Consider the following 21,575-nt stretch of genomic DNA (forward strand, 5'->3'; position numbering starts at 1 on the left):
TTACATTATTGATAGAGCTGCGGACAAAAGAACCGCATGACCGGAGTGAACCGATGGCCTCGTGGCTTATCGCAGGGACGTCAACCTCCCGGTTGTCGTCTGCATAGAGACGCATGTTTCGGTAGCCTGTGTTTCCTGATGGAAAACAGCGCATTTACTGAGGGAACAGCTTCTGAATTATGTCGCCAGATCTGATTCCATTTGCCGGCCAAGCTGCAATCCGCAGCCCGCTAACTGCTTGATTTCACATTACGTCTTACGCCATTGCTGCGTGTGTGCGTCATCAGGCAAATTTAATAATTTCGCAATTTCCTCTTGTTTTATCGGAAATCCGCGTGGGAAACGCAAAAGCATTATTCCACTGCTGATACCGTTATAGCAAGGTGACTTTGCCTGTCTGTATAAAGATAGTTCTGTTGTTATCACCAAAACGGACAGGGTTTGATGCTACAGCCCAACTCACCCGCCCATTTACTCGACAATGCAACAATATCTTCATAAGTCAGACACACAGTTAAGCACAGAAAAAGAAGTGGCGCTATCGGGTTGCTCTATTTAGAATCGCGCATCATGAAAACAGATAATCCTTCAGTACAATTTGTGACGATCTCCGCAGATGAAGCGGGGCAGCGCATCGATAATTTTTTGCATACCCACTTAAAGGGTGTGCCTAAAAGCATGGTTTACCGCATCTTGCGAAAAGGTGAGGTAAGAATAAATAAGAAACGGGTCAAGCCTGAGTACAAATTGCTCGATGGCGATGTCATCCGTATTCCGCCTGTTCGACAGGCAGAACGCGATGAAACCCCTGTTTCTGCCAGTCTTGGCAAAGTAGCGGCGTTGGCCGAGTGCATTATTTATGAAGACGACTACCTGTTGGTTCTGAATAAGCCATCGGGTACAGCCGTGCATGGCGGCAGTGGTCTGAGCTTTGGTGTGATTGAAGGGTTGCGTGCTTTACGCCCGGAAGCGCGTTTTCTGGAGTTAGTACACCGCCTCGATCGCGATACCTCGGGCGTTTTGCTGGTCGCAAAAAAACGTTCGGCCTTACGTTCTCTGCATGAACAGCTGCGGCTGAAAGGCATGCAAAAAGACTATCTGGCATTGGTTCGCGGCCAGTGGCAGTCTCACTGCAAAGTTGTTCAGGCACCGCTGTTGAAAAATATCCTGCAAAGCGGTGAACGTATCGTACGAGTAAACAGCGACGGTAAACCGTCAGAAACGCGTTTTAAAATTGAAGAACGTTTTGAACACGCGACGCTGGTGCGGGCGAGCCCCGTTACCGGACGTACGCATCAAATTCGTGTACACGCCCAGTATGCAGGGCATCCGATAGCATTTGATGACCGTTATGGCGATCGCGAGTTCGATCAGCAACTGGCAGACACAGGTTTAAAACGTTTGTTCCTGCATGCGCAGGCGCTGCGTTTTGAGCATCCGAACACCGGCGAGACGTTGAGAGTCGAAGCGCCATTGGATAACGGATTGCGCCGCTGTCTGCAGGTGCTGCGTAAGACAAAATCATAACGATTCTGTATACCTTATATGCCTTTATCTGTCGGGATAGCACTTCATCGTGCTATCCCGATTTATTTTATACCGTCAATGGATTAATGCCTTCCTTGTGTAGCATCTGCGTTAGTGCGATCAGCGGCAACCCAATGAGTGCATTAGGATCTCGTCCAGATAATCGTTCAAAAAGGGCAATACCTAATCCTTCGCTTTTAAAGCTACCCGCGCAATTCCACGGCTGCTCTTTCTCCAGATAACCGTTAATTTCTGCTTCCGTTAGCGTGCGAAAATGCACATCAAATGGTTCCGTGATGCTCTGTATTGACTGGGTTGTGCTATTGAAAAGCGCTAAACCGGTAAAAAAAGAAATGCATTTTCCGCTAGCCTGCTGCAACTGCCGTGTTGCATTAACCTTATTATGGGGCTTTCCTGTAATGGCGCCCCCCAGTACGCAAACCTGATCGGAACCAATAATCAAATGATTGGGGTAGTGTGCGGCTAGCGCTCGCGCTTTGCTTTCAGCAAGACGGATCACGAGATCGATAGCTTTTTCGCCAGCGCGAGGGGTTTCATCGATGTCTGGTGACGCGCAAACAAAGGGGATCGTCAGTTTTTCCAATAAGGCTCGACGATAAGGCGATGTTGAGGCGAGAACAATCTGCTGCATAATTTTTTGATAAACCGTAGCGTAATGATGAAAGGCATTTTAAACTGTGCGCCGCTCTGGAAGCGAATATTGGTGAAAGGTGGTGCATCACTGCCTTTTTCTTTGACTCTATGTCGTTACGACGTTAATATGCGCGCCCTATGCAAAAGGTAAAATTACCCTTAACCCTTGATGCGGTCCGCACTGCTCAGAAGCGTTTAGATTACGTTGGTATCTATTCAACTGAACAAGTAGAGCGTGTTGCCGAATCAGTGGTGAGTGTGGATAGTGATGTTCAGGCCTCCTTATCTTTCAATATCGATAATCAGCGTCTGGCGGTGATTGACGGTAACGCTGACGTTACCGTCACTCTGATGTGTCAGCGTTGCGGAAAGCCGTTTGAACATCAAGTCCATGCGACATTTTGTTTCAGCCCGGTCGTCAATGATGAGCAGGCCGAAGCGTTACCGGAAGCGTATGAGCCGATCGGCGTCGATGGTTTTGGCGAAGTCGATCTGCTGGCAATGATTGAAGATGAAATTATTCTGATGTTGCCTATCGCCCCGGTGCATGATTCTGAACACTGTGAAGTGTCCGAAGCGGATATGGTATTTGGTCAACTGCCTGCAGAGGCGGAAAAACCAAATCCATTTGCCGTATTAGCCAGTTTAAAGCATAAGCAATAAGGAGTAAGGTCCATGGCCGTACAACAAAACAAACCTAGCCGTTCCAAACGTGGTATGCGTCGTTCACATGATGCGTTGACTACCGCTTCTGTATCCGTAGATAAAGTTTCTGGCGAAACTCACCTGCGTCACCACATCACTGCGGATGGTTACTACCGCGGTCGCAAGGTCATTGCTAAGTAATTCTTGCGAATTATTTGCAAGGCAATACCTTGACACGCCTAACTCTGGCGTTAGATGCGATGGGCGGGGATTTTGGTCCCTGCGTAACAGTGCCTGCTGCATTGCAGGCACTGGCTTCTAATCCAGCTCTCAATTTGTTATTAGTCGGCGATCCTGCTGCGATTACTCCATTACTTGCCAAAGGCGATTCTGATTTACTTTCCCGCTTAGAAGTTGTTCCGGCGGAGTCGGTTATTGCTAGTGATGCGAGGCCGTCGCAGGCTATTCGTGCGAGCCGTGGTACCTCAATGCGCATAGCGCTTGAGTTGATTAAAGACGGCAGGGCACAGGCCTGTGTAAGTGCAGGCAATACGGGTGCGCTTATGGGGCTGGCAAAGCTCCTGATTAAGCCACTGGAAGGAATTGAGCGCCCCGCGTTGGTGTCAGTATTACCTCACCAGCAACACGGAAAAACAGTCGTGTTGGATCTGGGAGCGAATGTTGACTGTGACAGCACGATGCTGGTTCAGTTTGCCGTGATGGGCTCAGTGATGGCAGAAGAAGTGCTGGGACTGACAAATCCTCGGGTCGCGTTGTTGAATATCGGTGAAGAAGAAAGCAAAGGGCTGAGCACTATCCGTGAAGCAGCGGCACAGTTAAAAGAGGCACCATCAATAAATTATATCGGTTATCTGGAAGGCAACGATCTGCTGACTGGAAAAACGGATGTGATGGTCTGTGACGGCTTTGTGGGTAATGTCACACTGAAAACGGTGGAAGGCGTGGTAAGGATGTTCCTATCATTGCTGAAATCTCCAGCTTCAGGCCTAGGGCAAAAACAAAAACGATCCTGGTGGTTGAAATGGCTAGGACGTTTGCTACAAAAACGCTTATCAAAGCGTTTCGGTCATTTGAATCCCGATCAATATAATGGCGCATGCCTGCTAGGGTTACGGGGAACTGTAATCAAAAGCCATGGTGCAGCAAACCAGAGAGCGTTTGCGGTTGCTATTGAACAGGCAATGCAGACGGTACGGAGGCAGCTTCCTGAGCGGATTGCCGCCCGTCTAGAAGCGGTATTACCCAAGAGTGATTAAGCGTACATGTATACAAAAATAATCGGAACGGGCAGCTACCTGCCTGAAGAAATCAGGACGAACGCTGATTTAGAAAAGATGGTGGAAACGACGGACGAATGGATCGTCACACGTACTGGAATCCGTGAGCGCCGTATTGCTGCGCCGGATGAAAACGTGGCGACCATGGGATACCGTGCCGCGCAAAAAGCACTGGAAATGGCGAATGTCGATCCTTCTGAAATCGGTCTTCTGATTGTTGCTACAACATCATCAAGCCATGCTTTCCCTAGCTCAGCCTGTCAGGTTCAGCAACTGCTAGGGATCAAAGACACGATCGCCTTCGATCTGGCCGCTGCGTGTGCAGGTTTTACCTACGCGCTGAGCGTTGCCGATCAATACGTTAAAAGTGGTGCGGTGAAATACGCACTGGTGATCGGTTCTGATACGTTGTCTCGGACATTGGATCCTGAAGATCGCGGCACGCTGATTCTGTTCGGTGATGGTGCGGGTGCCGTCCTGTTAACGACGTCAGAGCAACCGGGTATTCTTTCTACCCATCTGCATGCCGATGGCCGTTATGGTGAGCTGCTGACGTTGCCACATCAGGATCGTAATCATACTGATACGCCTGCTTACCTGACGATGGCGGGTAATGAAGTCTTTAAAGTGGCAGTGACTGAACTGGCACACATCGTTGAAGAAACGCTGCAAGCGGCTCAATTGGATAAAAGTGAATTAGACTGGCTGGTGCCTCATCAGGCTAACCTGCGCATCATCAGCGCCACTGCGAAAAAGTTAGGTATGGGGATGGATAAGGTGGTTGTGACGCTAGATCGTCATGGTAATACCTCCGCCGCCTCTGTGCCTTCAGCGCTTGATGAAGCGGTGCGCGATGGGCGAATTAAACCAGGGCAACTGGTGCTGCTTGAAGCTTTCGGTGGCGGCTTTACTTGGGGTTCCGCGCTGGTTCGTTTTTAATTAAACAGGATTGTGATATGACGCAATTTGCAATGGTGTTCCCAGGTCAGGGATCGCAGACGGTAGGGATGTTAGCTGAACTTGCTGCAGAATACCCGATCGTCACTGAAACGTTTGCTCAGGCTTCTGAAGCGTTAGGTTATGACTTGTGGCAGCTTACCCAGCAAGGGCCGGCTGAAGAGTTGAATAAAACCTGGCAGACGCAGCCTGCGTTACTGACCGCTTCTGTTGCTATCTGGCGTGCTTGGCAGCAGCAGGGCGGAAAAACACCTGCCCTGATGTCTGGTCATAGCCTTGGTGAGTATTCGGCACTGGTTTGTGCTGGTGTTCTGGATTTCCAACAGGCTGTTCGTCTGGTTGAATTGCGTGGCAAACTGATGCAGGAAGCGGTGCCGGAAGGCACGGGTGCGATGTATGCCATTATCGGGCTTGATAACGATGCCATTGCTAAAGCGTGTGAAGAATCCGCGCAGGGGCAGGTGGTGTCTCCGGTAAATTTCAACTCACCGGGTCAGGTGGTGATCGCGGGCAATAAAGACGCCGTTGAGCGTGCTGGTGCTGCGTGTAAAGCGGCGGGTGCGAAGCGTGCGCTGCCGCTGCCTGTCAGCGTACCGTCACACTGTGCGCTGATGGAGCCAGCAGCAAAGAAACTCGCCGTTGCGCTGGAATCCGTGACGTTTAATTCTCCGGTCATTCCCGTTGTGAATAATGTTGATGCTCGCATCGAAATCACGCCGGAAGCCATTCGCGATGCGCTGGTGCGCCAGCTTCATTGCCCAGTGCGCTGGACTGACTGTGTTGAATTTATGGCTTCTCAGGGCATTGAGTCGCTGCTAGAAGTCGGGCCGGGTAAAGTATTGACTGGCTTAACCAAACGAATCGTCGATACCCTGACAGCAGCTGCGGTGAACGATCCTGCTTCTCTATCAGCGGCGATTGAGAAATAAGAACGGAGAAGACAATGAGTTTTGAGGGGAAAATTGCACTGGTTACCGGTGCAAGCCGTGGTATTGGGCGTGCCATCGCCGAGACGTTGGTTGCCCACGGGGCAAAAGTCATTGGTACCGCAACCAGCGAAAAAGGTGCTGAAGCAATTAGCGGCTGGCTGGGTGAGAACGGTAAAGGTTATATGCTGAATGTTGTTGATGCAGCATCAGTAGAAAGCGTATTAGCAGAAATTCGCGCAGAATTCGGGGAAATTGATATTCTTATCAATAATGCGGGTATCACCCGTGATAACCTGCTGATGCGTATGAAAGATGATGAATGGCACGATATTCTGGATACCAATTTAACGTCGGTATTCCGCATGTCTAAAGCAGTGATGCGTGCCATGATGAAGAAACGTTTTGGCCGGATCATTACCATCGGTTCTGTTGTGGGAACGATGGGCAATGCAGGACAAGCTAACTACGCGGCAGCGAAGGCGGGACTGATTGGCTTCAGTAAATCCCTCGCGCGTGAAGTGGCTTCTCGTGGTATTACGGTCAACGTAGTCGCGCCTGGTTTTATCGAAACAGATATGACTCAGGCATTGACAGAAGAACAGCGAGCAGGCATTTTGACGTCGGTTCCAGCTAACCGACTCGGTGATGCGAAAGAAATCGCCAGTGCTGTTGTATTTTTAGCCTCTGATGAAGCTGCTTACATTACTGGCGAAACATTGCATGTCAATGGCGGCATGTATATGATCTAAAAAGCTCGAAAACTATTTGCATTATTTGCGGTGATAACCGCAAAATAGCACAAAATCGTGGTTCAATCGGCCGAGATTTTGTTGCATCTTTTCAAACATTTTATACACTACGAAAACCATCGCGAAAGCGAGTTTTGATAGGAAATTTAAGAGTATGAGCACTATCGAAGAACGCGTTAAGAAAATCATCGTTGAACAGCTTGGCGTTAAGCAGGAAGAAGTCGTAAACAATGCTTCTTTCGTTGATGACCTCGGCGCTGATTCTCTTGACACTGTTGAGCTGGTAATGGCTCTGGAAGAAGAATTTGATACTGAGATTCCAGACGAAGAAGCTGAAAAAATCACGACTGTTCAAGCAGCCATTGATTTCATTCAGGCTAACCAGCAGTAAGCGAACATATCTAGGCGGTCATTCGACCGCCTAAGTTTTTTTGTCCCGCAGTGTCTTTTTTCCCTCCCTGGAGGATAAGCGTGTCTAAGCGTCGAGTAGTTGTGACCGGACTGGGCATGTTATCTCCTGTCGGCAATACAGTTGAGTCTACCTGGAATGCTCTTCTTGCCGGTCAGAGTGGTATCAGCCTGATCGACCATTTCGATACTAGTGCCTACGCAACGCGTTTTGCTGGCTTAGTAAAGGATTTTAATTCTGAGGAATTCATTTCGCGTAAAGAAGCTCGCAAAATGGATGCCTTTATTCAATACGGTGTTGCTGCTGGCGTTCAGGCCATGCAGGATTCCGGTTTGGAAGTAACGGAAGAGAACGCCCCGCGTATCGGTGCGGCTATTGGTTCCGGCATCGGCGGTCTGGGTCTTATTGAAGAGAACCACACTGCGCTGGTGAACGGTGGCCCGCGTAAAATCAGCCCGTTCTTCGTGCCGTCAACCATCGTCAATATGGTGGCTGGGCATCTTACCATCATGTACGGACTGCGTGGCCCGAGCATCTCTATCGCTACGGCCTGTACGTCTGGCGTGCACAATATTGGTCAGGCCGCTCGCATTATTGCTTACAACGATGCGGATGTGATGTTGGCCGGTGGTGCAGAAAAAGCCAGTACGCCATTGGGCGTCGGTGGATTCGGTGCCGCTCGTGCGTTGTCTACGCGCAATGACGATCCTCAGGCGGCAAGCCGTCCGTGGGATAAAGACCGTGATGGCTTTGTACTAGGTGACGGTGCTGGCCTCATGGTGCTGGAAGAGTATGAGCACGCGAAAAAGCGCGGCGCGAAAATCTATGCAGAAATTGTTGGATTTGGCATGAGCAGCGACGCGTATCATATGACGTCTCCGCCGGAGAACGGTTCTGGGGCTGCGCTTGCGATGGAAAACGCGCTGCGTGACGCGGGTCTGGCAACGAGCCAGATCGGTTATATCAACGCGCATGGCACCTCTACGCCTGCGGGTGATAAAGCTGAAACGCAGGCAGTGAAATCCGTATTTGGTGCAGATGCTAGCAGTGTGATGGTGAGCTCGACAAAATCCATGACGGGTCACTTGCTCGGTGCGGCAGGTGCGGTAGAGTCTATTTTCAGTATTCTTGCTCTGCGCGATCAGTCTGTTCCGCCAACGCTCAATCTGGACAATCCAGATGAAGGCTGCGATCTGGATTTTGTGCCTCATGAGGCGCGTCAGGTCAGCAACCTGGAATACGTGCTCTGCAACTCTTTCGGCTTCGGTGGAACCAACGGTTCTCTGATCTTCCGTAAAGTTTGATTGCGATAGCGTTTTAAAAAAACCCGGTCTCCGGGTTTTTTTTTGCCTGCATAAAATCAGACACACCTGCTTGTCTGCAACGCCGCTTTGCTGGCAAGCTGACGACGATGAATGATGCGGAGCTTATATGCTGTGGATTAATGGTCAGTTACAGGAACAGCTTTCGGTACTCGATCGGGGTACACAGTATGGTGACGGCTGTTTTACGACAGCCAGAGTATGCGAGAGCGAGATTGTCTGGCTTGATCGACACGTCGCGCGTCTGCAAGAGGCTGCTACGCGCTTGTTATTCCCGACGCTTGATTGGGAAAGTTTGATCGCTGAAATGAAGCAGGCTGCGCTGGGGCGGGCGGACGGTGTAGTGAAAGTGATGCTAACGCGGGGTGTCGGCGGGCGTGGTTATAGTGCCCAAGGCTGTGCGCAGCCAACCCGAGTCGTCATGCAGGTAAGCTATCCTGCGCACTATGCCGGCTGGCGTGAGCAGGGTATTAGCCTGAATCTCAGCCCGGTGGCGCTAGCTAAAAACCCGCTGTTGGCGGGAATAAAGCATCTGAATCGGCTCGAACAAGTGCTGATTCGTGCGCATCTTGACCAGACCTTAGCCGATGAGACCCTCGTGCTTGACACCTCTGGTGCGCTAGTGGAATGCTGTGCCGCGAATTTATTCTGGCGTAAAGGACATCGGGTTTATACGCCAGATTTATCCGAGTCAGGTGTGGATGGCGTTGCCCGGCAGCATATTATTGCTTTGCTGGCAGATTCTGATTTCGAGCTACAGATCGTCAGCGAATCCCTGACCGCACTGTCTGATGCGGATGAAGTGCTGATTTGTAATGCATTAATGCCGATCGTCCCTGTAAATCAGGCGCACATCTGGCGTTATCACTCCCGAGAGCTTTATCAATTCCTAAGTCCTGACTGCTAGTAGATGGTTGATTTATGAAGAAAAAGAAAATTGGTTTGCTGATTATCGCTGCTGTTGTACTCATGTTGCTGGTTGCGTGGCAGAAAATGCAGCGTTTTGCGGATTCTCCATTGGCTATCGAAAAGGAAGCTATCTTTACGCTTCCTGCCGGTACGGGAAGGGAAGGGCTGGAAACGCTGCTTCTCGATCAGAAAATCATTACTGATGACACATTTTTTCCGTGGCTGCTACGTTTTGAACCTGAGTTGGCAAAATTCAAAGCGGGTACGTATAGATTTACTTCGGGCATGACCGTGCGCGAGATGCTGGCGTTGTTGTCCAGCGGAAAAGAAGCGCAATTCTCCATCCGTTTTGTCGAAGGCTCACGCTTGAAAGAGTGGCTCGTCACGCTGCAACAAGCGCCTTACATCAAGCATTCACTGGCCGATAAAACCGAACAGGACGTTGCCACCCAGTTGGAAATCAAAGATAAGACGAACCCAGAAGGCTGGTTTTATCCTGATACTTACTCATACACGGCCGGTACGAGCGATAGTGCTTTGTTACAGCGTGCGCATCAGCGTATGAAAAAAACGGTGGATGAGGTATGGAAAGGGCGAGAAGAAGGATTACCGTATAAGACACAGGATGAATTGCTGACGATGGCGTCAATCATTGAAAAAGAAACGGCGATCAATGAAGAGCGTACTCAGGTTGCTTCCGTTTTTGTCAATCGCTTACGGCTTGGTATGCGCTTGCAGACTGACCCCACGGTGATTTATGGCATGGGTGATGACTATAAAGGCGTGATAACCCGTAAAGCATTAGACACGCCGACGCCTTACAATACGTATGTCATTTCCGGCCTGCCGCCGACGCCAATCGCGATGCCGGGGAAAGCCTCATTGGATGCGGCTGCGCACCCAGCCAAAACGTCGTACCTGTATTTTGTGGCGGATGGAAAAGGCGGACACAGTTTTACCACTAACCTTGCAGACCATAATCGTGCTGTGAGGGTATACCGCTCAGCGTTAAAGGAACGGGATGAACAGTAAATTTATCGTCATTGAAGGATTGGAAGGTGCAGGGAAGACCACCGCACGCAATATCGTCGTGGAAACGCTGCGCTCACATGGTGTGAAAGACGTTGTGTTCACACGAGAGCCCGGTGGCACGCCGCTGGCGGAGAAGCTGCGAGAACTCATCAAGCAGGGTATGGCCGATGAGAAGGTCACTGACAAAGCGGAAGTCCTGATGTTATACGCGGCCAGGGTTCAACTGGTGGATAATGTCATTAAACCTGCATTGGCGAATGGAAACTGGGTCATCGGCGATCGGCACGATCTTTCTTCACAGGCTTATCAGGGCGGTGGACGCGGGATCGACCAGCAACTGCTGCGCTCACTGCGCGATACTGTGCTCGGTGATTTTCGTCCTGACCTGACGCTCTATCTTGATTTGCCGCCAGCCATTGGCTTACAACGCGCGCGTCAGAGAGGCGAGCTAGATCGGATTGAGCAGGAGTCGCTGGCTTTCTTTGATCGCACCCGTTCCCGCTATCAGGAACTGGCGGCGGAGGATGGCAGCATCCTGACGATCGATGCCTCACAGCCTATTGATGCCGTTAGTGCGGATATTCAGGCGACGTTACAGCAATGGTTGCAGCAACAAGGGTTGCAGCCTGTTGCGCAGGGGCAGGGCTGATGGATTGGTATCCGTGGCTGAATGCATCCTATCGGCAGCTTATCGGCCAATACCAGGCGGGCAGGGGGCATCATGCGCTGTTGCTGCATGCGCTGTCGGGAATGGGCGATGAATCGCTGATTTATGCGCTGAGTCGCTGGCTGATCTGCCAGCGGCCTGATGGAATGAAAAGCTGCGGCCAGTGTCACTCTTGTAACCTGATGACCGCAGGAACGCACCCAGATTGGCATGTGTTGAGCCCGGAGAAAGGAAAGCAAAGTCTGGGCGTCGATCCGGTGCGTGACGTCGTGGAAAAAGTGTATCAGCACTCCCGACAAGGCGGAGCAAAAGTGATCTGGCTGGCTTCTGCTGAGCAACTGACTGAAGCCGCTGCGAACGCACTGCTGAAAACGCTGGAAGAACCGCCGCAGAATACCTTCTTTTTATTTGGCTGCCGTGAACCAGCCCGGCTATTGGCTACGTTACGCAGCCGTTGCCTGTATCACTATCTGGATGTCCCGAGTGAGACGCAGAGCGTGCTGTGGCTGAATGCTCGCCATCGCCATGACAGCAAGGCATTGCGCACGGCATTAAGATTACAATCGGGCGCGCCGCTAGCCGCCGAGGCATTATTGCAGCCAGAGCGTTGGAAGCAACGTAGCGCGCTGTGTCAGGCGTTCTCTGCCGCTCTGACTTCGCGAGATCAGCTTTCGTTGATACCACAGCTAAATCATGACGATGCGGATGTTCGTATTCACTGGTTGGCCGCGCTACTGCTGGATGCCATGAAATGGCAGCAGGGGGCAAGTGAGCATTGGGTGAATCAGGATCAGATCGAATTGGTTGAGCGTCTGGCGGGTGAACCTTCCGCACATTTGCAGTATGAACTGCAACAGTGGCTGGCTTGTCGGCAAAAATTGCTGACCGTCACGGGGGTAAATCGTGAACTGCTGCTGACGGAACGTCTGCTTGATGGAGAGCGCACGCTTGCTTCATCGGTTAAGCGCGACAGCCACCCTTTTTCTGTTTAATTACTATCGAGTAAATATCATGTTGTTAGTGGATTCCCACTGTCATCTTGACGGTTTGGATTATGAGTCATTGCATAAAGATGTCTCCGACGTGCTGGAGAAAGCGAAACGTCGCGATGTCGGCTTCCTTCTGGCGGTGGCGACAACGCTGCCTGGCTATCGTGCCATGGTGGAGTTAATCGGCGAGCGCGATAACGTGGCTTTTTCCTGCGGCGTTCATCCGCTCAATCAGGAAGCCCCTTATGATTATGCCGAGCTGCGTGAGCTAGCCAGCGCCAGCCGTGTGGTGGCGATGGGGGAGACGGGTCTGGACTATTTCTATCAGCAGGAGACGAAAGCCCAGCAGCAAGAATCGTTTCGCGAACACATTCGTATTGGCAATGACCTGAACAAGCCGGTCATCGTGCATACGCGTGCTGCCCGTGAAGATACGTTGGCAATTCTGCGTGACGAGCAGGCGGAGAAATGTAGCGGTGTTCTGCACTGCTTTACGGAAGATTTGATCACGGCAAAAGCGCTGCTGGACATGGGGTTCTATATCTCATTTTCTGGGATTGTCACGTTCCGTAATGCAGAAGAATTGCGTGACGTCGCGCGCTACGTGCCACTGGATCGGATGCTGATTGAGACGGATTCCCCTTGGCTCGCGCCGGTTCCGTTCCGGGGTCAGGAAAACCAGCCCGCGTACGTACGCGATGTAGCAGAATATCTCGCTGTACTGAAAGGCACATCGCTGGAAACCCTCGCTGCCGCCACGACAGAAAACTTCTCCCGCCTGTTTCACATCGATCAGGCTCGGTTGACCGCCGCGCAATAGTGGCTGAAAATAGCCGAGTTTTTTTTATCCGTGTAATTAATAGCGCTTCATAATCCCCTTGATTAGGTTTTTCCTCTTCAGGGGGACGTGTTTTTTAGCGATATATCACAGAAAAGTGCAATATCTGTTCGATCTCAGCCTGTTGGCTTGTGGAAACGTGATAGCAATCAAACATTGTGGACGCTATTTATTTTACTCTGCGTAAAAATTAAAGGGGGCTAAGACACCCCAACTCGCAAAGGCCATCCTCCCCGCCTTTGCTTATATGAAGTATCAGAAGTAAAAGCACTATTACTCAGGAGCACACTCAATTATGTTCAAGAATGCATTCGCAAACCTGCAAAAAGTAGGTAAGTCGCTAATGCTGCCCGTATCCGTACTCCCTATCGCAGGTATCCTGCTGGGTGTCGGTTCGGCCAATTTTAGCTGGTTGCCTGAAATTGTCTCCAGCGTCATGGCACAGGCCGGTGACTCGGTGTTTGCCAACATGCCGTTGATTTTTGCTATTGGTGTTGCCCTGGGCTTCACTAATAACGACGGTGTTTCCGCACTGGCGGCGGTGGTGGCTTATGGCATCATGGTTAAAACCATGGCTGCGATTGCGCCGCTGGTTCTTAATCTACCGGCTGCCGAGATCACGGCGAAGCATCTGGCAGATACCGGTGTTCTAGGCGGGATCATTGCCGGTGCGATTGCCGCGTATATGTTTAACCGTTTCTACCGCATTCAGCTGCCTGAGTATCTGGGCTTCTTTGCCGGTAAACGTTTTGTGCCGATTATTTCCGGCCTGACGGCAATTATTGTCGGTACGCTGCTGTCCTTCATCTGGCCACCGGTTGGTAGCGCGATCCAGGTATTCTCTCACTGGGCAGCGAATGAGAACCCGATGCTGGCATTCGGTATCTATGGGGTCGTTGAACGTTCTCTGGTACCGTTTGGTCTGCACCATATTTGGAACGTACCTTTCCAAATGCAGGTTGGTGAGTTCACCAATGCGGCGGGTCAGGTTTTCCACGGCGATATCCCTCGTTACATTGCAGGTGACCCGACTGCGGGTAAACTGTCCGGCGGTTTCCTGTTTAAAATGTACGGTTTGCCAGCTGCGGCTATTGCTATCTGGCATTCAGCTAAGCCAGAAAACCGTGCGAAAGTGGGCGGCATCATGATCTCTGCGGCGCTGACCTCGTTCCTGACGGGTATCACTGAGCCAATTGAGTTCTCCTTCATGTTTGTCGCGCCGATCCTGTATGTGATCCATGCGATTCTGGCGGGTCTGGCGTTCCCAATCTGTATCCTGTTGGGTATGCGTGATGGTACAAGCTTCTCCCACGGTCTGATCGACTTCGTGGTACTGAGCGGTAACGGTAGCAACCTGTGGCTGTTCCCGATTGTGGGTCTGTGCTATGCGCTGATTTACTACACCATCTTCCGCGTTCTGATTACTAAACTGAATCTGAAAACGCCGGGTCGTGAAGATAGCGCGTCTGAGCAAACCTCACAGGACAGCACTGAAATGGCTGCCGCACTGGTTAGCGCGTTTGGTGGTAAAGAAAACATCACTAACCTGGACGCATGCATCACCCGTCTGCGCGTTAGCGTAGGCGATGTGGCTAAAGTTGATCAGGCTGGCCTGAAAAAACTGGGTGCAGCAGGTGTGGTTGTGGCAGGTTCCGGTGTTCAGGCAATTTTCGGTACCAAATCCGACAATCTGAAAACCGATATGGACGATTACATCCGTACCCACTGATGTGTTGTTGGGGAGTGGTAAAAAGGGGCGAAAGCCCCTTTTTTTATGGTCAGCGCGACCTCATTCCTTTCCCTGAGATTGCCGTGCGTAAACCACCAGACGCAGATGGCGATCTTCATCGATGATCAGCGACGTATGCTCGAAGGCTTCAGCCTTGCCGTCGATCATCAGTTGCCGCACGCCGCTGCACGGAGCCTGTACCTCATGCTGTCGCCACCACGTTTTGAAGTCCGGTGACACCTGCTCCAACTCCTCCACCAGTTCATGAATATCCGCTTCCTGCGTCGCGCGTGCGAAATCGCGGCGAAAACTCGACAGCATCTGTGGAGCCTGTTGCTCCCAGCCGATGAATCGCTCATGCAGCAACGGATCGGTGAACAGCAGCCAAAGCAGATTACGTCTTTCTGGAGGATGTGCATCGAAGCCGAAAAGCTGGTTTGCTGGTTCATTGAAGGCCAGCACGTCCCAGCGCAGGTTGAGTACATAGGCAGGATGCGGAGCCAGATCGTGCATCAGACGCCGTACCAGCGGTGGCACCACGCACCACGTCTTACCCGGTTCGGCAGGTGGTCGCTCATGCGCCAGCAGGAACAGGTGGCGGCGTTCAGCGGCATCGAGTTTGAGCACCCGTGCCAGACTGTCCAGAAATGCCGCCGACACGCCGATATCACGTCCCTGTTCGAGCCAGGTGTACCACGTCAGACCCACGCCAGCCAACGCAGCCACTTCTTCACGTCGCAATCCCGGCGTGCGCCGTCTCCCTCCGCTGGGCAAGCCCACGTCGGCGGGGGATACCCGTTCACGCCGCGCGCGCAAAAAGGCGGCCAGATCGTGGCGAGTTCTTTCCAATGTTCGCATCGTTTTACCACATTGCTTTTAGTAATAGCATAAGTGGTTAAATTGTAATTGTTTAAAAAGGATTTGAGAATGGCGGCGTCATCACTTTCGATACGCAAACTCTCGATATGCAAGGATACATAAGATGAACTCAAATTATCGCGCGTCGGCACTGCCTACGCCGGCTGTCAATAGTCCGCCGTGGCTCGGCCTCTCTGTGCTGTTGATGGCCGGTTTTGTCACCATCTTCGATCTGTTCGTGGTCAATGTCGCTATTCCCAACATGCAGGCCGATCTGGGCGCTAGCTTCGCGCAGATCGGCTTTATCGTTGCGGGTTACGAACTGGCCTTCGGCGTATTACTGATTACGGGCGGTCGACTGGGGGATGTATTTGGCCGACGTCGCCTGTTTGTGGTGGGCATGGCCGGATTTACGCTTGCCTCTGCGCTGTGTGGCTTAGCACCCAGCGCGGGGTTTCTGATTGGTGCGCGTATCTTGCAGGGGCTTGCGGCCGCTTTACTGTTTCCACAGGTTTATGCCTCTATCCGCGTCAATTTCGACGGTGACGATAGCCGCCGTGCCTTCGGTTTGCTGGGTATGACGCTGGGGCTCGCCGCTATCGCGGGTCAGGTACTGGGGGGATGGCTGGTGCATGCCAATCTGTTCGGGCTGGGCTGGCGGAGTATTTTTCTTATCAATGTTCCCATTGGCCTGCTGGCTATCGCATCTGCGCGATTTATTCCTGAGTCCCGCACACCGCAGCGCCCTTCGCTAGATTGGGCGGGTGTGGCGTTGGTCAGCGTTGGGCTGACGCTGCTCTTGGTGCCGCTGATCGAAGGCCCGGGGCAAGGCTGGCCCGCATGGAGCCTGTGGATGTTGGCGACAGCCACTCTCTTGTTGACGGTTTTTCATCGCCAGCAGGAACGGCGACAGCTGGCGGGGAATCTTCCACTGGTGGATATGCGCCTGCTCGCACAGCGCCGCTTCCTACTGGGCGTGTTGCTGGTGTTGTTAGTGTATTCCACATCCAGCTCATTTTTCCTGTGTTTTGCTCTACTGGTGCAAACAGGGCTGGGGCTTGATCCTTTCCTCGCGGGCAGTATTTTCGCGCCGTGCAGTGTGGGCTTCGTTCTGGCATCGCTGGCTGCACCACGTCTGGTTGCTCGTTGGGGCACGCCTGCCATCGTCGCGGGGGCGTTGGTTTACGCTGTCTCGATCGGCCTGTTGATTATGCAGGTGCAGATAGCAGGGGTGGATCTGGTGGCCGTTCGGCTGATCCCTGTGCTGGTGGTGGTCGGGGCGGGTCAAGGCTTCATCATGACGCCGCTGTTGAATCTGGTACTGGGCTTGGTTGATGAGGTTCAGGCTGGTATGGCATCAGGCGTGATCTCGACGGTTCAGCAGGTTGGGGCTGCGCTGGGTGTGGCTGTGGTGGGTATCCTGTTTGGTGCTGTGCTGGCTACAGGCGATGGTGCGGTGGCACAAGCGAGCCAATACGTTGCGGCCTTTGTGGCGGGAATGCTCTACAACCTGATCGCGGCTCTGCTGGTCTGCATCCTGTTGCTGATGCTGGTAAGAACGCAACGGTCATTCCGTTGATAGGACGGCGCGTGCACAAATTTTCGATGGACGGTGCGAAATCCTTACCGCAGCGGCGATAGCGTCACTGTTTTCGGGAGAAGGCAGGCGTATTTCTGGTTTTTACTGGGAGTCGTATTTTGACCACCCGCACCAGAAATAGACGAAGAAGGTTGAAAGAAATGGAATATGTCACTCATACTGCCTACATGACGTCGTTCAACGCCAGCTTTAACAAGGAAATCAATCATGGCTGAAGAAACCATCTTTAGTAAAATTATCCGCCGGGAAATTCCTGCCGATATCGTGTATCAGGATGAACTGGTCACCGCCTTTCGTGACATCGCGCCTCGCACACCAACCCATATCCTGATTATCCCGAACGTACTGATCCCTACTGTTAACGACACGGCCCCCGAGCATGAAGCAGCGCTGGGGCGTATGGTGACGGTCGCGGGTAAAATTGCGCAGCAGGAAGGGATTGCAGAAGATGGCTATCGCCTGATCATTAACTGCAACCGACACGGCGGGCAGGAGGTTTATCACATCCACATGCATCTGCTGGGTGGCCGCGCATTAGGGCCTTTGCTGGCGAACTAGATCTTACAGAACTAGATCTTATAGAACCTGGTTCGATAGTCATGGGTAGACTGTCGTGCGAGAAAATCATTATGCGAGAACATCATGCGTAACCCGATGCTTTTTCTGTCCGCGTGTTTGATGGCTGGGTTGCTGGCGGGTTGTAGTGCGCCAAAAGTGCTGACCATCAATGAGCGGCAAACGCTGGTATTAGATGCACCTGTGCTATCGGCCGGGATTACCGCGGGGAATCCGTCGCTGGATTCAGAAAATGGCCGGCTGCGTGCGTCTTCCGCCGTCAGCAACGACGCCTCACAGGCGGTGACCGTGCATTACCGTTTCTATTGGTATGACGAAAACGGGCTGGATGTGCTGCCTTTTGAAGAGGTGCAGTCCATTGAAATCCCGCCACAGACGGAAATGACGGTTTTTTCAACGCGCAGCAGTCCTAATGCGCGTCAGGTCCGTCTTCATCTGTTTTTGTAATGCTGTGCAGAGAGAGAAAATATGAAAAAGTATCTAGGGGTGATACTGGCGGCATTGGTCCTGACAGGCTGCCCCAGTCGTCCGCCGGAACCGACCGAACCACCTGCGACGATTGAGCCCGTTGAGCCTCAAGTGCCGACCACGCCAACGCCGCCGCCGGGGGAATCCGTACCACAACCGCCAAAAATCCAGACGTTGAACTGGGAAGCCAGCATTAATCCGCTGGTGGCGCAAATGCTGAAAGCCGATGGCGTCACGCCGGGCAGCATCCTGCTGGTGGATAGTGTGAAAAATAACACCAATGGCTCACTGCCGATCGCGAAAGCGACGGGCGCGTTGTACAGCGCGTTATCTTCCGGTAAGGCGTTTACGCTGGTGCCGCGTGAGCAACTTGCCGCTGCAAAACAAACGTTGGGTCTGTCAGTTGATGACAGCTTAGGATCGCGCAGCAAGGCGATTGGTCTGGCGCGCTATGTCAGCGCGCAGTATGTGCTGTACAGCGATGTCAGTGGTGATGTGAAATCGCCGCAGCTCGACATGCAACTGATGCTGGTGCAGACCGGTGAAATTGTGTGGTCAGGCAATGGCGCCGTTCAGCATTAAGCAGGCAGGCATCCACCAGCAGCTGATTGCGACGATCCAGAAATATTTCCCGGCCGTGGAGATGGCGGATATTCGCTTTGAGCTGGTTGGTGGCTTGAGTAGTAAAAGTTGGCGTATCCGTGGCCCGGGTATCGAATGGCTTGCGCGTCGGCAATCGCCAACCGAGCGGAAAATGGGCGTCGATCGCCAGCGCGAGTTCGCTCTGCTGCGGCAGATGTCGGCGATAGGTCTCGCGCCACGGCCGCTGTTGTGGCGTGATGGCTGGCTCATTGTCGAATGGGTGCCGGGGCGCATTGCCACCTCTGATGAGTTCCTGATGATGCTGGCTAATGGCGAAGTGGCGCGAATGTTGTCTCAGCTTCATCGCCAGCCGCGTAGCGGCCATCCTCTCGATCTCAAAACGCTATTTGCTCAACACTGGCAGTTGATGGATCCGCGCCGCCGTTCGCCCGCGTTGTTGCGTGCCCATCATTATTTTCAGCGTGCGGCGCTACCCACGCCTTTGGCGCTGGCTCCTCTCCATCTTGATGTGCATGCTGAAAACCTGCTGATTACTCCACAAGGAACGATGCTGATTGACTGGGAATATGCCTCAGATGGCGATATTGCCTTTGAACTGGCGTTTATTGTGCGAGCCAGCCAGATGGAAAGCCTGGCGCAAACGCATTTTCTACAGAGCTACCAGCGACATCAGCGAGGGTTTTCCGTGGGCCGCCTCCAGCAACAGATGATGCAGTGGTTCCCATGGGTCGATTATCTGGTATTGATGTGGTTTGAGGTTCGCTGGCAGCAAACGAAGAACCCCGAATTTTTAGCGGACATTCCCGCGCTATATCATCGGTTACAGTTGGGCTACAGGCTATAGCCAGGCTGACGGTGTGGCTTTTGTGGTAAAGATCATTTCATTAAGCAGTACACTCTAAAGAATGAGGTTTTTGTGGGTCCGGTAATGTTAGACGTTGCCAGCTATGAGCTGGATGCAGAAGATCGTGAAGTGCTGGAACATCCGCTGGTTGGTGGCGTGATTCTGTTTACCCGTAATTTTCATGACGCGGCGCAGTTGCGCGAACTGGTGCGTCAAATCCGCGCGGCGTCGCGCGAGCGCCTTGTGGTGTCCGTGGATCAAGAAGGTGGGCGCGTTCAGCGTTTTCGTGACGGATTTACTCGTCTGCCTGCCGCGCAGGCATTCGCGGCATTAAATAGCGAATCAGAAGCCCTGCGTTTGGCGGAAGAAGGCGGCTGGCTGATGGCGGCAGAAATGATCGCGATGGATATCGATATTAGCTTTGCGCCGGTGCTGGATATCGGCCACCAGAGCGCGGCGATTGGTGAGCGTTCATTTCATGCCACTCCAGAGACAGCGTTGGCGGTGGCGCAGAGCTTTATCCGCGGCATGCACAGCGCAGGCATGAAGGTCACGGGTAAGCACTTCCCCGGTCACGGTGCGGTCAGCGCCGACTCACATAAAGAAACGCCGCGCGATCCGCGTCCGCTTGCGGAGATTCGTGCGCACGACATGCTGATTTTTAAAGAACTGATTCAGCGCCAGCAGTTGGATGCGATCATGCCTGCCCACGTGATTTATACGGAGGCCGATCCGCGTCCTGCCAGTGGTTCGTCTTATTGGCTCAAAACGGTGCTGCGTGAAGAGTTAGGTTTTGATGGCATCATTTTCTCTGACGATCTCTCGATGGAAGGTGCCGCCGTGATGGGCAGCTATCCCGAGCGGGCGCAGGCGGCGTTGCAGGCAGGATGTGACATGATTCTGGTCTGTAACCATCGTGAAGGGGCGGTCAGCGTGCTGGATAACCTGTCCCCGGTCAAAGCGGAACAACTGACGCGCTTATATCATCAGGGTTCGTTTTCTCGTCGGGAACTGCTGGATTCGCCACGCTGGAAGCAGGCTAATCAGGCGCTCACATTACTCAGCGAGCGCTGGCAGGCGCATAAAAATGGCGAGAAATAGGCAACTTAGTCTGCGGTGAGGATGAAAGATGATTATCTATTTACATGGTTTTGACTCGACCAGCCCCGGCAACCATGAAAAGGTCCTACAGCTTCAGTTTATTGATGAAGATGTTCGGCTGATTAGCTACAGCACGTTGCATCCGCGTCATGATATGCAACATCTGCTTAAGCAGGTGGATAAGACGATTCAGCAGTCTGATGACGATCGTCCGCTGATCTGTGGCGTGGGATTGGGGGGATTCTGGGCCGAACGTGTCGGCTTCCTGTGTGATATACGACAAGTCATCGTTAATCCTAACCTTTTCCCGCAGGAAAACATGAGTGGGAAAATCGATCGCCCGGAAGAGTATCTGGATATTGCCACGAAGTGCGTGGCGAACTTTCGTGAAAAGAACCGCGATCGCTGTATGGTGATGCTCTCTCGTCAGGATGAAATGCTCGACAGCCAGCGTAGCGCGCAGACGTTGGGAACGTATTACGAGATCGTTTGGGACGATATTCAGACGCATAAATTCAAAAGCATCTCCCCCCATTTACAGCGAATAAAAGCTTTCAAAACGCTCGGTTAACCCTGCATTAGTGATGACCTGTTAATGACTGCTGTCGTTCCTTCTGATGCCCTTGTTTGATCGGGGATCAGGAGGCATGACGCAATTTATTTACTTTTCTTAGTTCATCCAACGGCGCATTTGCGCACTATTCAGCATTTTCTCTTCCTACCGACTTTCGCTAATTCACTGAAATAAAGATGGAATTTTCTCGCTAAAAACCTGCACAGCAAAATAAATTGATATATATCAATTTTGGTATGACCAAATAACCTAGCGTGCTATTCTTGCAGCAGATATCAGGCTTAACTTACGCGAACC

General features: G+C 52.2%; 24 protein-coding genes. 22 read left to right on the top strand and 2 right to left on the bottom strand.

Annotation, left to right across the window (positions count from 1 at the left end):
- Nucleotides 1-570 precede the first annotated feature (570 nt).
- Complete coding sequence (rluC, locus tag K7X24_RS00925; protein WP_224552344.1) at nt 571-1,527, top strand: 23S rRNA pseudouridine(955/2504/2580) synthase RluC; 957 nt, start codon at nt 571-573, stop codon at nt 1,525-1,527.
- A gap of 67 nt (nt 1,528-1,594) precedes the next feature.
- Here rluC and K7X24_RS00930 read toward each other — a convergent pair whose 3' ends face one another.
- On the bottom strand, nt 1,595-2,179 hold the full coding sequence (locus K7X24_RS00930) for a Maf family protein (protein WP_224552347.1): 585 nt from the start codon (nt 2,177-2,179) through the stop codon (nt 1,595-1,597).
- Between the two features lie 140 nt (nt 2,180-2,319).
- Between K7X24_RS00930 and yceD the strand changes: the two genes are divergently transcribed.
- The 14 genes from yceD (at nt 2,320) to ptsG (ending at nt 14,654) form a co-directional block, all read left to right on the top strand.
- A complete protein-coding gene (gene yceD / locus K7X24_RS00935) occupies nt 2,320-2,844 on the top strand; it encodes a 23S rRNA accumulation protein YceD (RefSeq protein WP_224552348.1) in 525 nt (174 codons plus the stop codon).
- Between the two features lie 12 nt (nt 2,845-2,856).
- Nucleotides 2,857-3,027, top strand: a complete 171-nt coding sequence (rpmF, locus tag K7X24_RS00940; RefSeq protein WP_005970518.1) for a 50S ribosomal protein L32 — start codon at nt 2,857-2,859, stop codon at nt 3,025-3,027.
- 29 nt (nt 3,028-3,056) lie between these two features.
- A complete protein-coding gene (gene plsX, locus K7X24_RS00945) occupies nt 3,057-4,103 on the top strand; it encodes a phosphate acyltransferase PlsX (RefSeq protein WP_224552350.1) in 1,047 nt (348 codons plus the stop codon).
- A gap of 6 nt (nt 4,104-4,109) precedes the next feature.
- Nucleotides 4,110-5,063, top strand: coding sequence for a beta-ketoacyl-ACP synthase III (locus K7X24_RS00950; protein ID WP_224552352.1), 954 nt, complete (start codon nt 4,110-4,112; stop codon nt 5,061-5,063).
- A 17-nt stretch (nt 5,064-5,080) separates the two neighbouring features.
- Nucleotides 5,081-6,010, top strand: coding sequence for an ACP S-malonyltransferase (gene fabD, locus K7X24_RS00955; protein WP_224552354.1), 930 nt, complete (start codon nt 5,081-5,083; stop codon nt 6,008-6,010).
- Between the two features lie 14 nt (nt 6,011-6,024).
- Nucleotides 6,025-6,759 carry a 3-oxoacyl-ACP reductase FabG gene (gene fabG, locus K7X24_RS00960; RefSeq protein WP_224552356.1) on the top strand — a complete coding sequence of 245 codons (735 nt, stop codon included), beginning with the start codon at nt 6,025-6,027 and terminating at the stop codon, nt 6,757-6,759.
- Between the two features lie 154 nt (nt 6,760-6,913).
- The gene (gene acpP, locus K7X24_RS00965) at nt 6,914-7,150 is read left to right on the top strand and encodes an acyl carrier protein (protein WP_005970506.1); all 237 of its coding nucleotides are present in this window, start codon (nt 6,914-6,916) and stop codon (nt 7,148-7,150) included.
- Nucleotides 7,151-7,230: 80 nt separating this feature from the next.
- The gene (gene fabF, locus K7X24_RS00970; RefSeq protein ID WP_224552358.1) at nt 7,231-8,472 is read left to right on the top strand and encodes a beta-ketoacyl-ACP synthase II; all 1,242 of its coding nucleotides are present in this window, start codon (nt 7,231-7,233) and stop codon (nt 8,470-8,472) included.
- Between the two features lie 127 nt (nt 8,473-8,599).
- A complete protein-coding gene (gene pabC, locus K7X24_RS00975) occupies nt 8,600-9,397 on the top strand; it encodes an aminodeoxychorismate lyase (protein ID WP_224552361.1) in 798 nt (265 codons plus the stop codon).
- Nucleotides 9,398-9,411: 14 nt separating this feature from the next.
- Nucleotides 9,412-10,431: an endolytic transglycosylase MltG gene (gene mltG, locus K7X24_RS00980; protein ID WP_224552364.1), complete on the top strand. Its 1,020-nt coding sequence runs from the start codon at nt 9,412-9,414 to the stop codon at nt 10,429-10,431.
- Nucleotides 10,421-11,080: a dTMP kinase gene (gene tmk / locus K7X24_RS00985; protein ID WP_107332692.1), complete on the top strand. Its 660-nt coding sequence runs from the start codon at nt 10,421-10,423 to the stop codon at nt 11,078-11,080. The genes mltG and tmk overlap by 11 nt, the downstream gene beginning before the upstream one ends.
- Nucleotides 11,080-12,090 (top strand): DNA polymerase III subunit delta', encoded by a 1,011-nt coding sequence (gene holB, locus K7X24_RS00990; RefSeq protein ID WP_224552365.1) that lies wholly within the window; start codon nt 11,080-11,082, stop codon nt 12,088-12,090. The genes tmk and holB overlap by 1 nt, the downstream gene beginning before the upstream one ends.
- Nucleotides 12,091-12,109: 19 nt before the next feature.
- Nucleotides 12,110-12,907 (top strand): metal-dependent hydrolase, encoded by a 798-nt coding sequence (locus tag K7X24_RS00995; RefSeq protein WP_103183657.1) that lies wholly within the window; start codon nt 12,110-12,112, stop codon nt 12,905-12,907.
- A gap of 313 nt (nt 12,908-13,220) precedes the next feature.
- The gene (gene ptsG / locus K7X24_RS01000) at nt 13,221-14,654 is read left to right on the top strand and encodes a PTS glucose transporter subunit IIBC (protein WP_095994848.1); all 1,434 of its coding nucleotides are present in this window, start codon (nt 13,221-13,223) and stop codon (nt 14,652-14,654) included.
- Between the two features lie 60 nt (nt 14,655-14,714).
- Here the strand turns inward: ptsG and K7X24_RS01005 are convergent, their stop codons facing one another.
- Nucleotides 14,715-15,512, bottom strand: coding sequence for a helix-turn-helix transcriptional regulator (locus tag K7X24_RS01005; RefSeq protein ID WP_182811909.1), 798 nt, complete (start codon nt 15,510-15,512; stop codon nt 14,715-14,717).
- Nucleotides 15,513-15,636: 124 nt separating this feature from the next.
- Here K7X24_RS01005 and K7X24_RS01010 point away from each other — a divergent pair, with 124 nt between their 5' ends.
- The 7 genes from K7X24_RS01010 to ycfP all read left to right on the top strand — a co-directional run bounded on the left by K7X24_RS01010 (nt 15,637) and on the right by ycfP (nt 21,275).
- Complete coding sequence (locus K7X24_RS01010; protein ID WP_224552367.1) at nt 15,637-17,091, top strand: MFS transporter; 1,455 nt, start codon at nt 15,637-15,639, stop codon at nt 17,089-17,091.
- A gap of 228 nt (nt 17,092-17,319) precedes the next feature.
- Nucleotides 17,320-17,670 (top strand): purine nucleoside phosphoramidase, encoded by a 351-nt coding sequence (hinT, locus tag K7X24_RS01015; RefSeq protein ID WP_010276226.1) that lies wholly within the window; start codon nt 17,320-17,322, stop codon nt 17,668-17,670.
- A gap of 84 nt (nt 17,671-17,754) precedes the next feature.
- The gene (locus tag K7X24_RS01020; protein WP_039505967.1) at nt 17,755-18,135 is read left to right on the top strand and encodes a YcfL family protein; all 381 of its coding nucleotides are present in this window, start codon (nt 17,755-17,757) and stop codon (nt 18,133-18,135) included.
- 21 nt (nt 18,136-18,156) lie between these two features.
- The gene (gene lpoB / locus K7X24_RS01025; protein ID WP_010297262.1) at nt 18,157-18,738 is read left to right on the top strand and encodes a penicillin-binding protein activator LpoB; all 582 of its coding nucleotides are present in this window, start codon (nt 18,157-18,159) and stop codon (nt 18,736-18,738) included.
- A complete protein-coding gene (thiK, locus tag K7X24_RS01030) occupies nt 18,719-19,603 on the top strand; it encodes a thiamine kinase (RefSeq protein ID WP_224552369.1) in 885 nt (294 codons plus the stop codon). The genes lpoB and thiK overlap by 20 nt, the downstream gene beginning before the upstream one ends.
- Nucleotides 19,604-19,675: 72 nt before the next feature.
- Complete coding sequence (nagZ, locus tag K7X24_RS01035) at nt 19,676-20,704, top strand: beta-N-acetylhexosaminidase (RefSeq protein ID WP_180783309.1); 1,029 nt, start codon at nt 19,676-19,678, stop codon at nt 20,702-20,704.
- A gap of 28 nt (nt 20,705-20,732) precedes the next feature.
- Complete coding sequence (gene ycfP / locus K7X24_RS01040) at nt 20,733-21,275, top strand: alpha/beta hydrolase YcfP (protein WP_010297273.1); 543 nt, start codon at nt 20,733-20,735, stop codon at nt 21,273-21,275.
- Nucleotides 21,276-21,575 lie beyond the last annotated feature (300 nt).

Source organism: Pectobacterium versatile, from assembly GCF_020166435.1.
Taxonomy (GTDB): Bacteria; Pseudomonadota; Gammaproteobacteria; order Enterobacterales; family Enterobacteriaceae; genus Pectobacterium; species Pectobacterium versatile.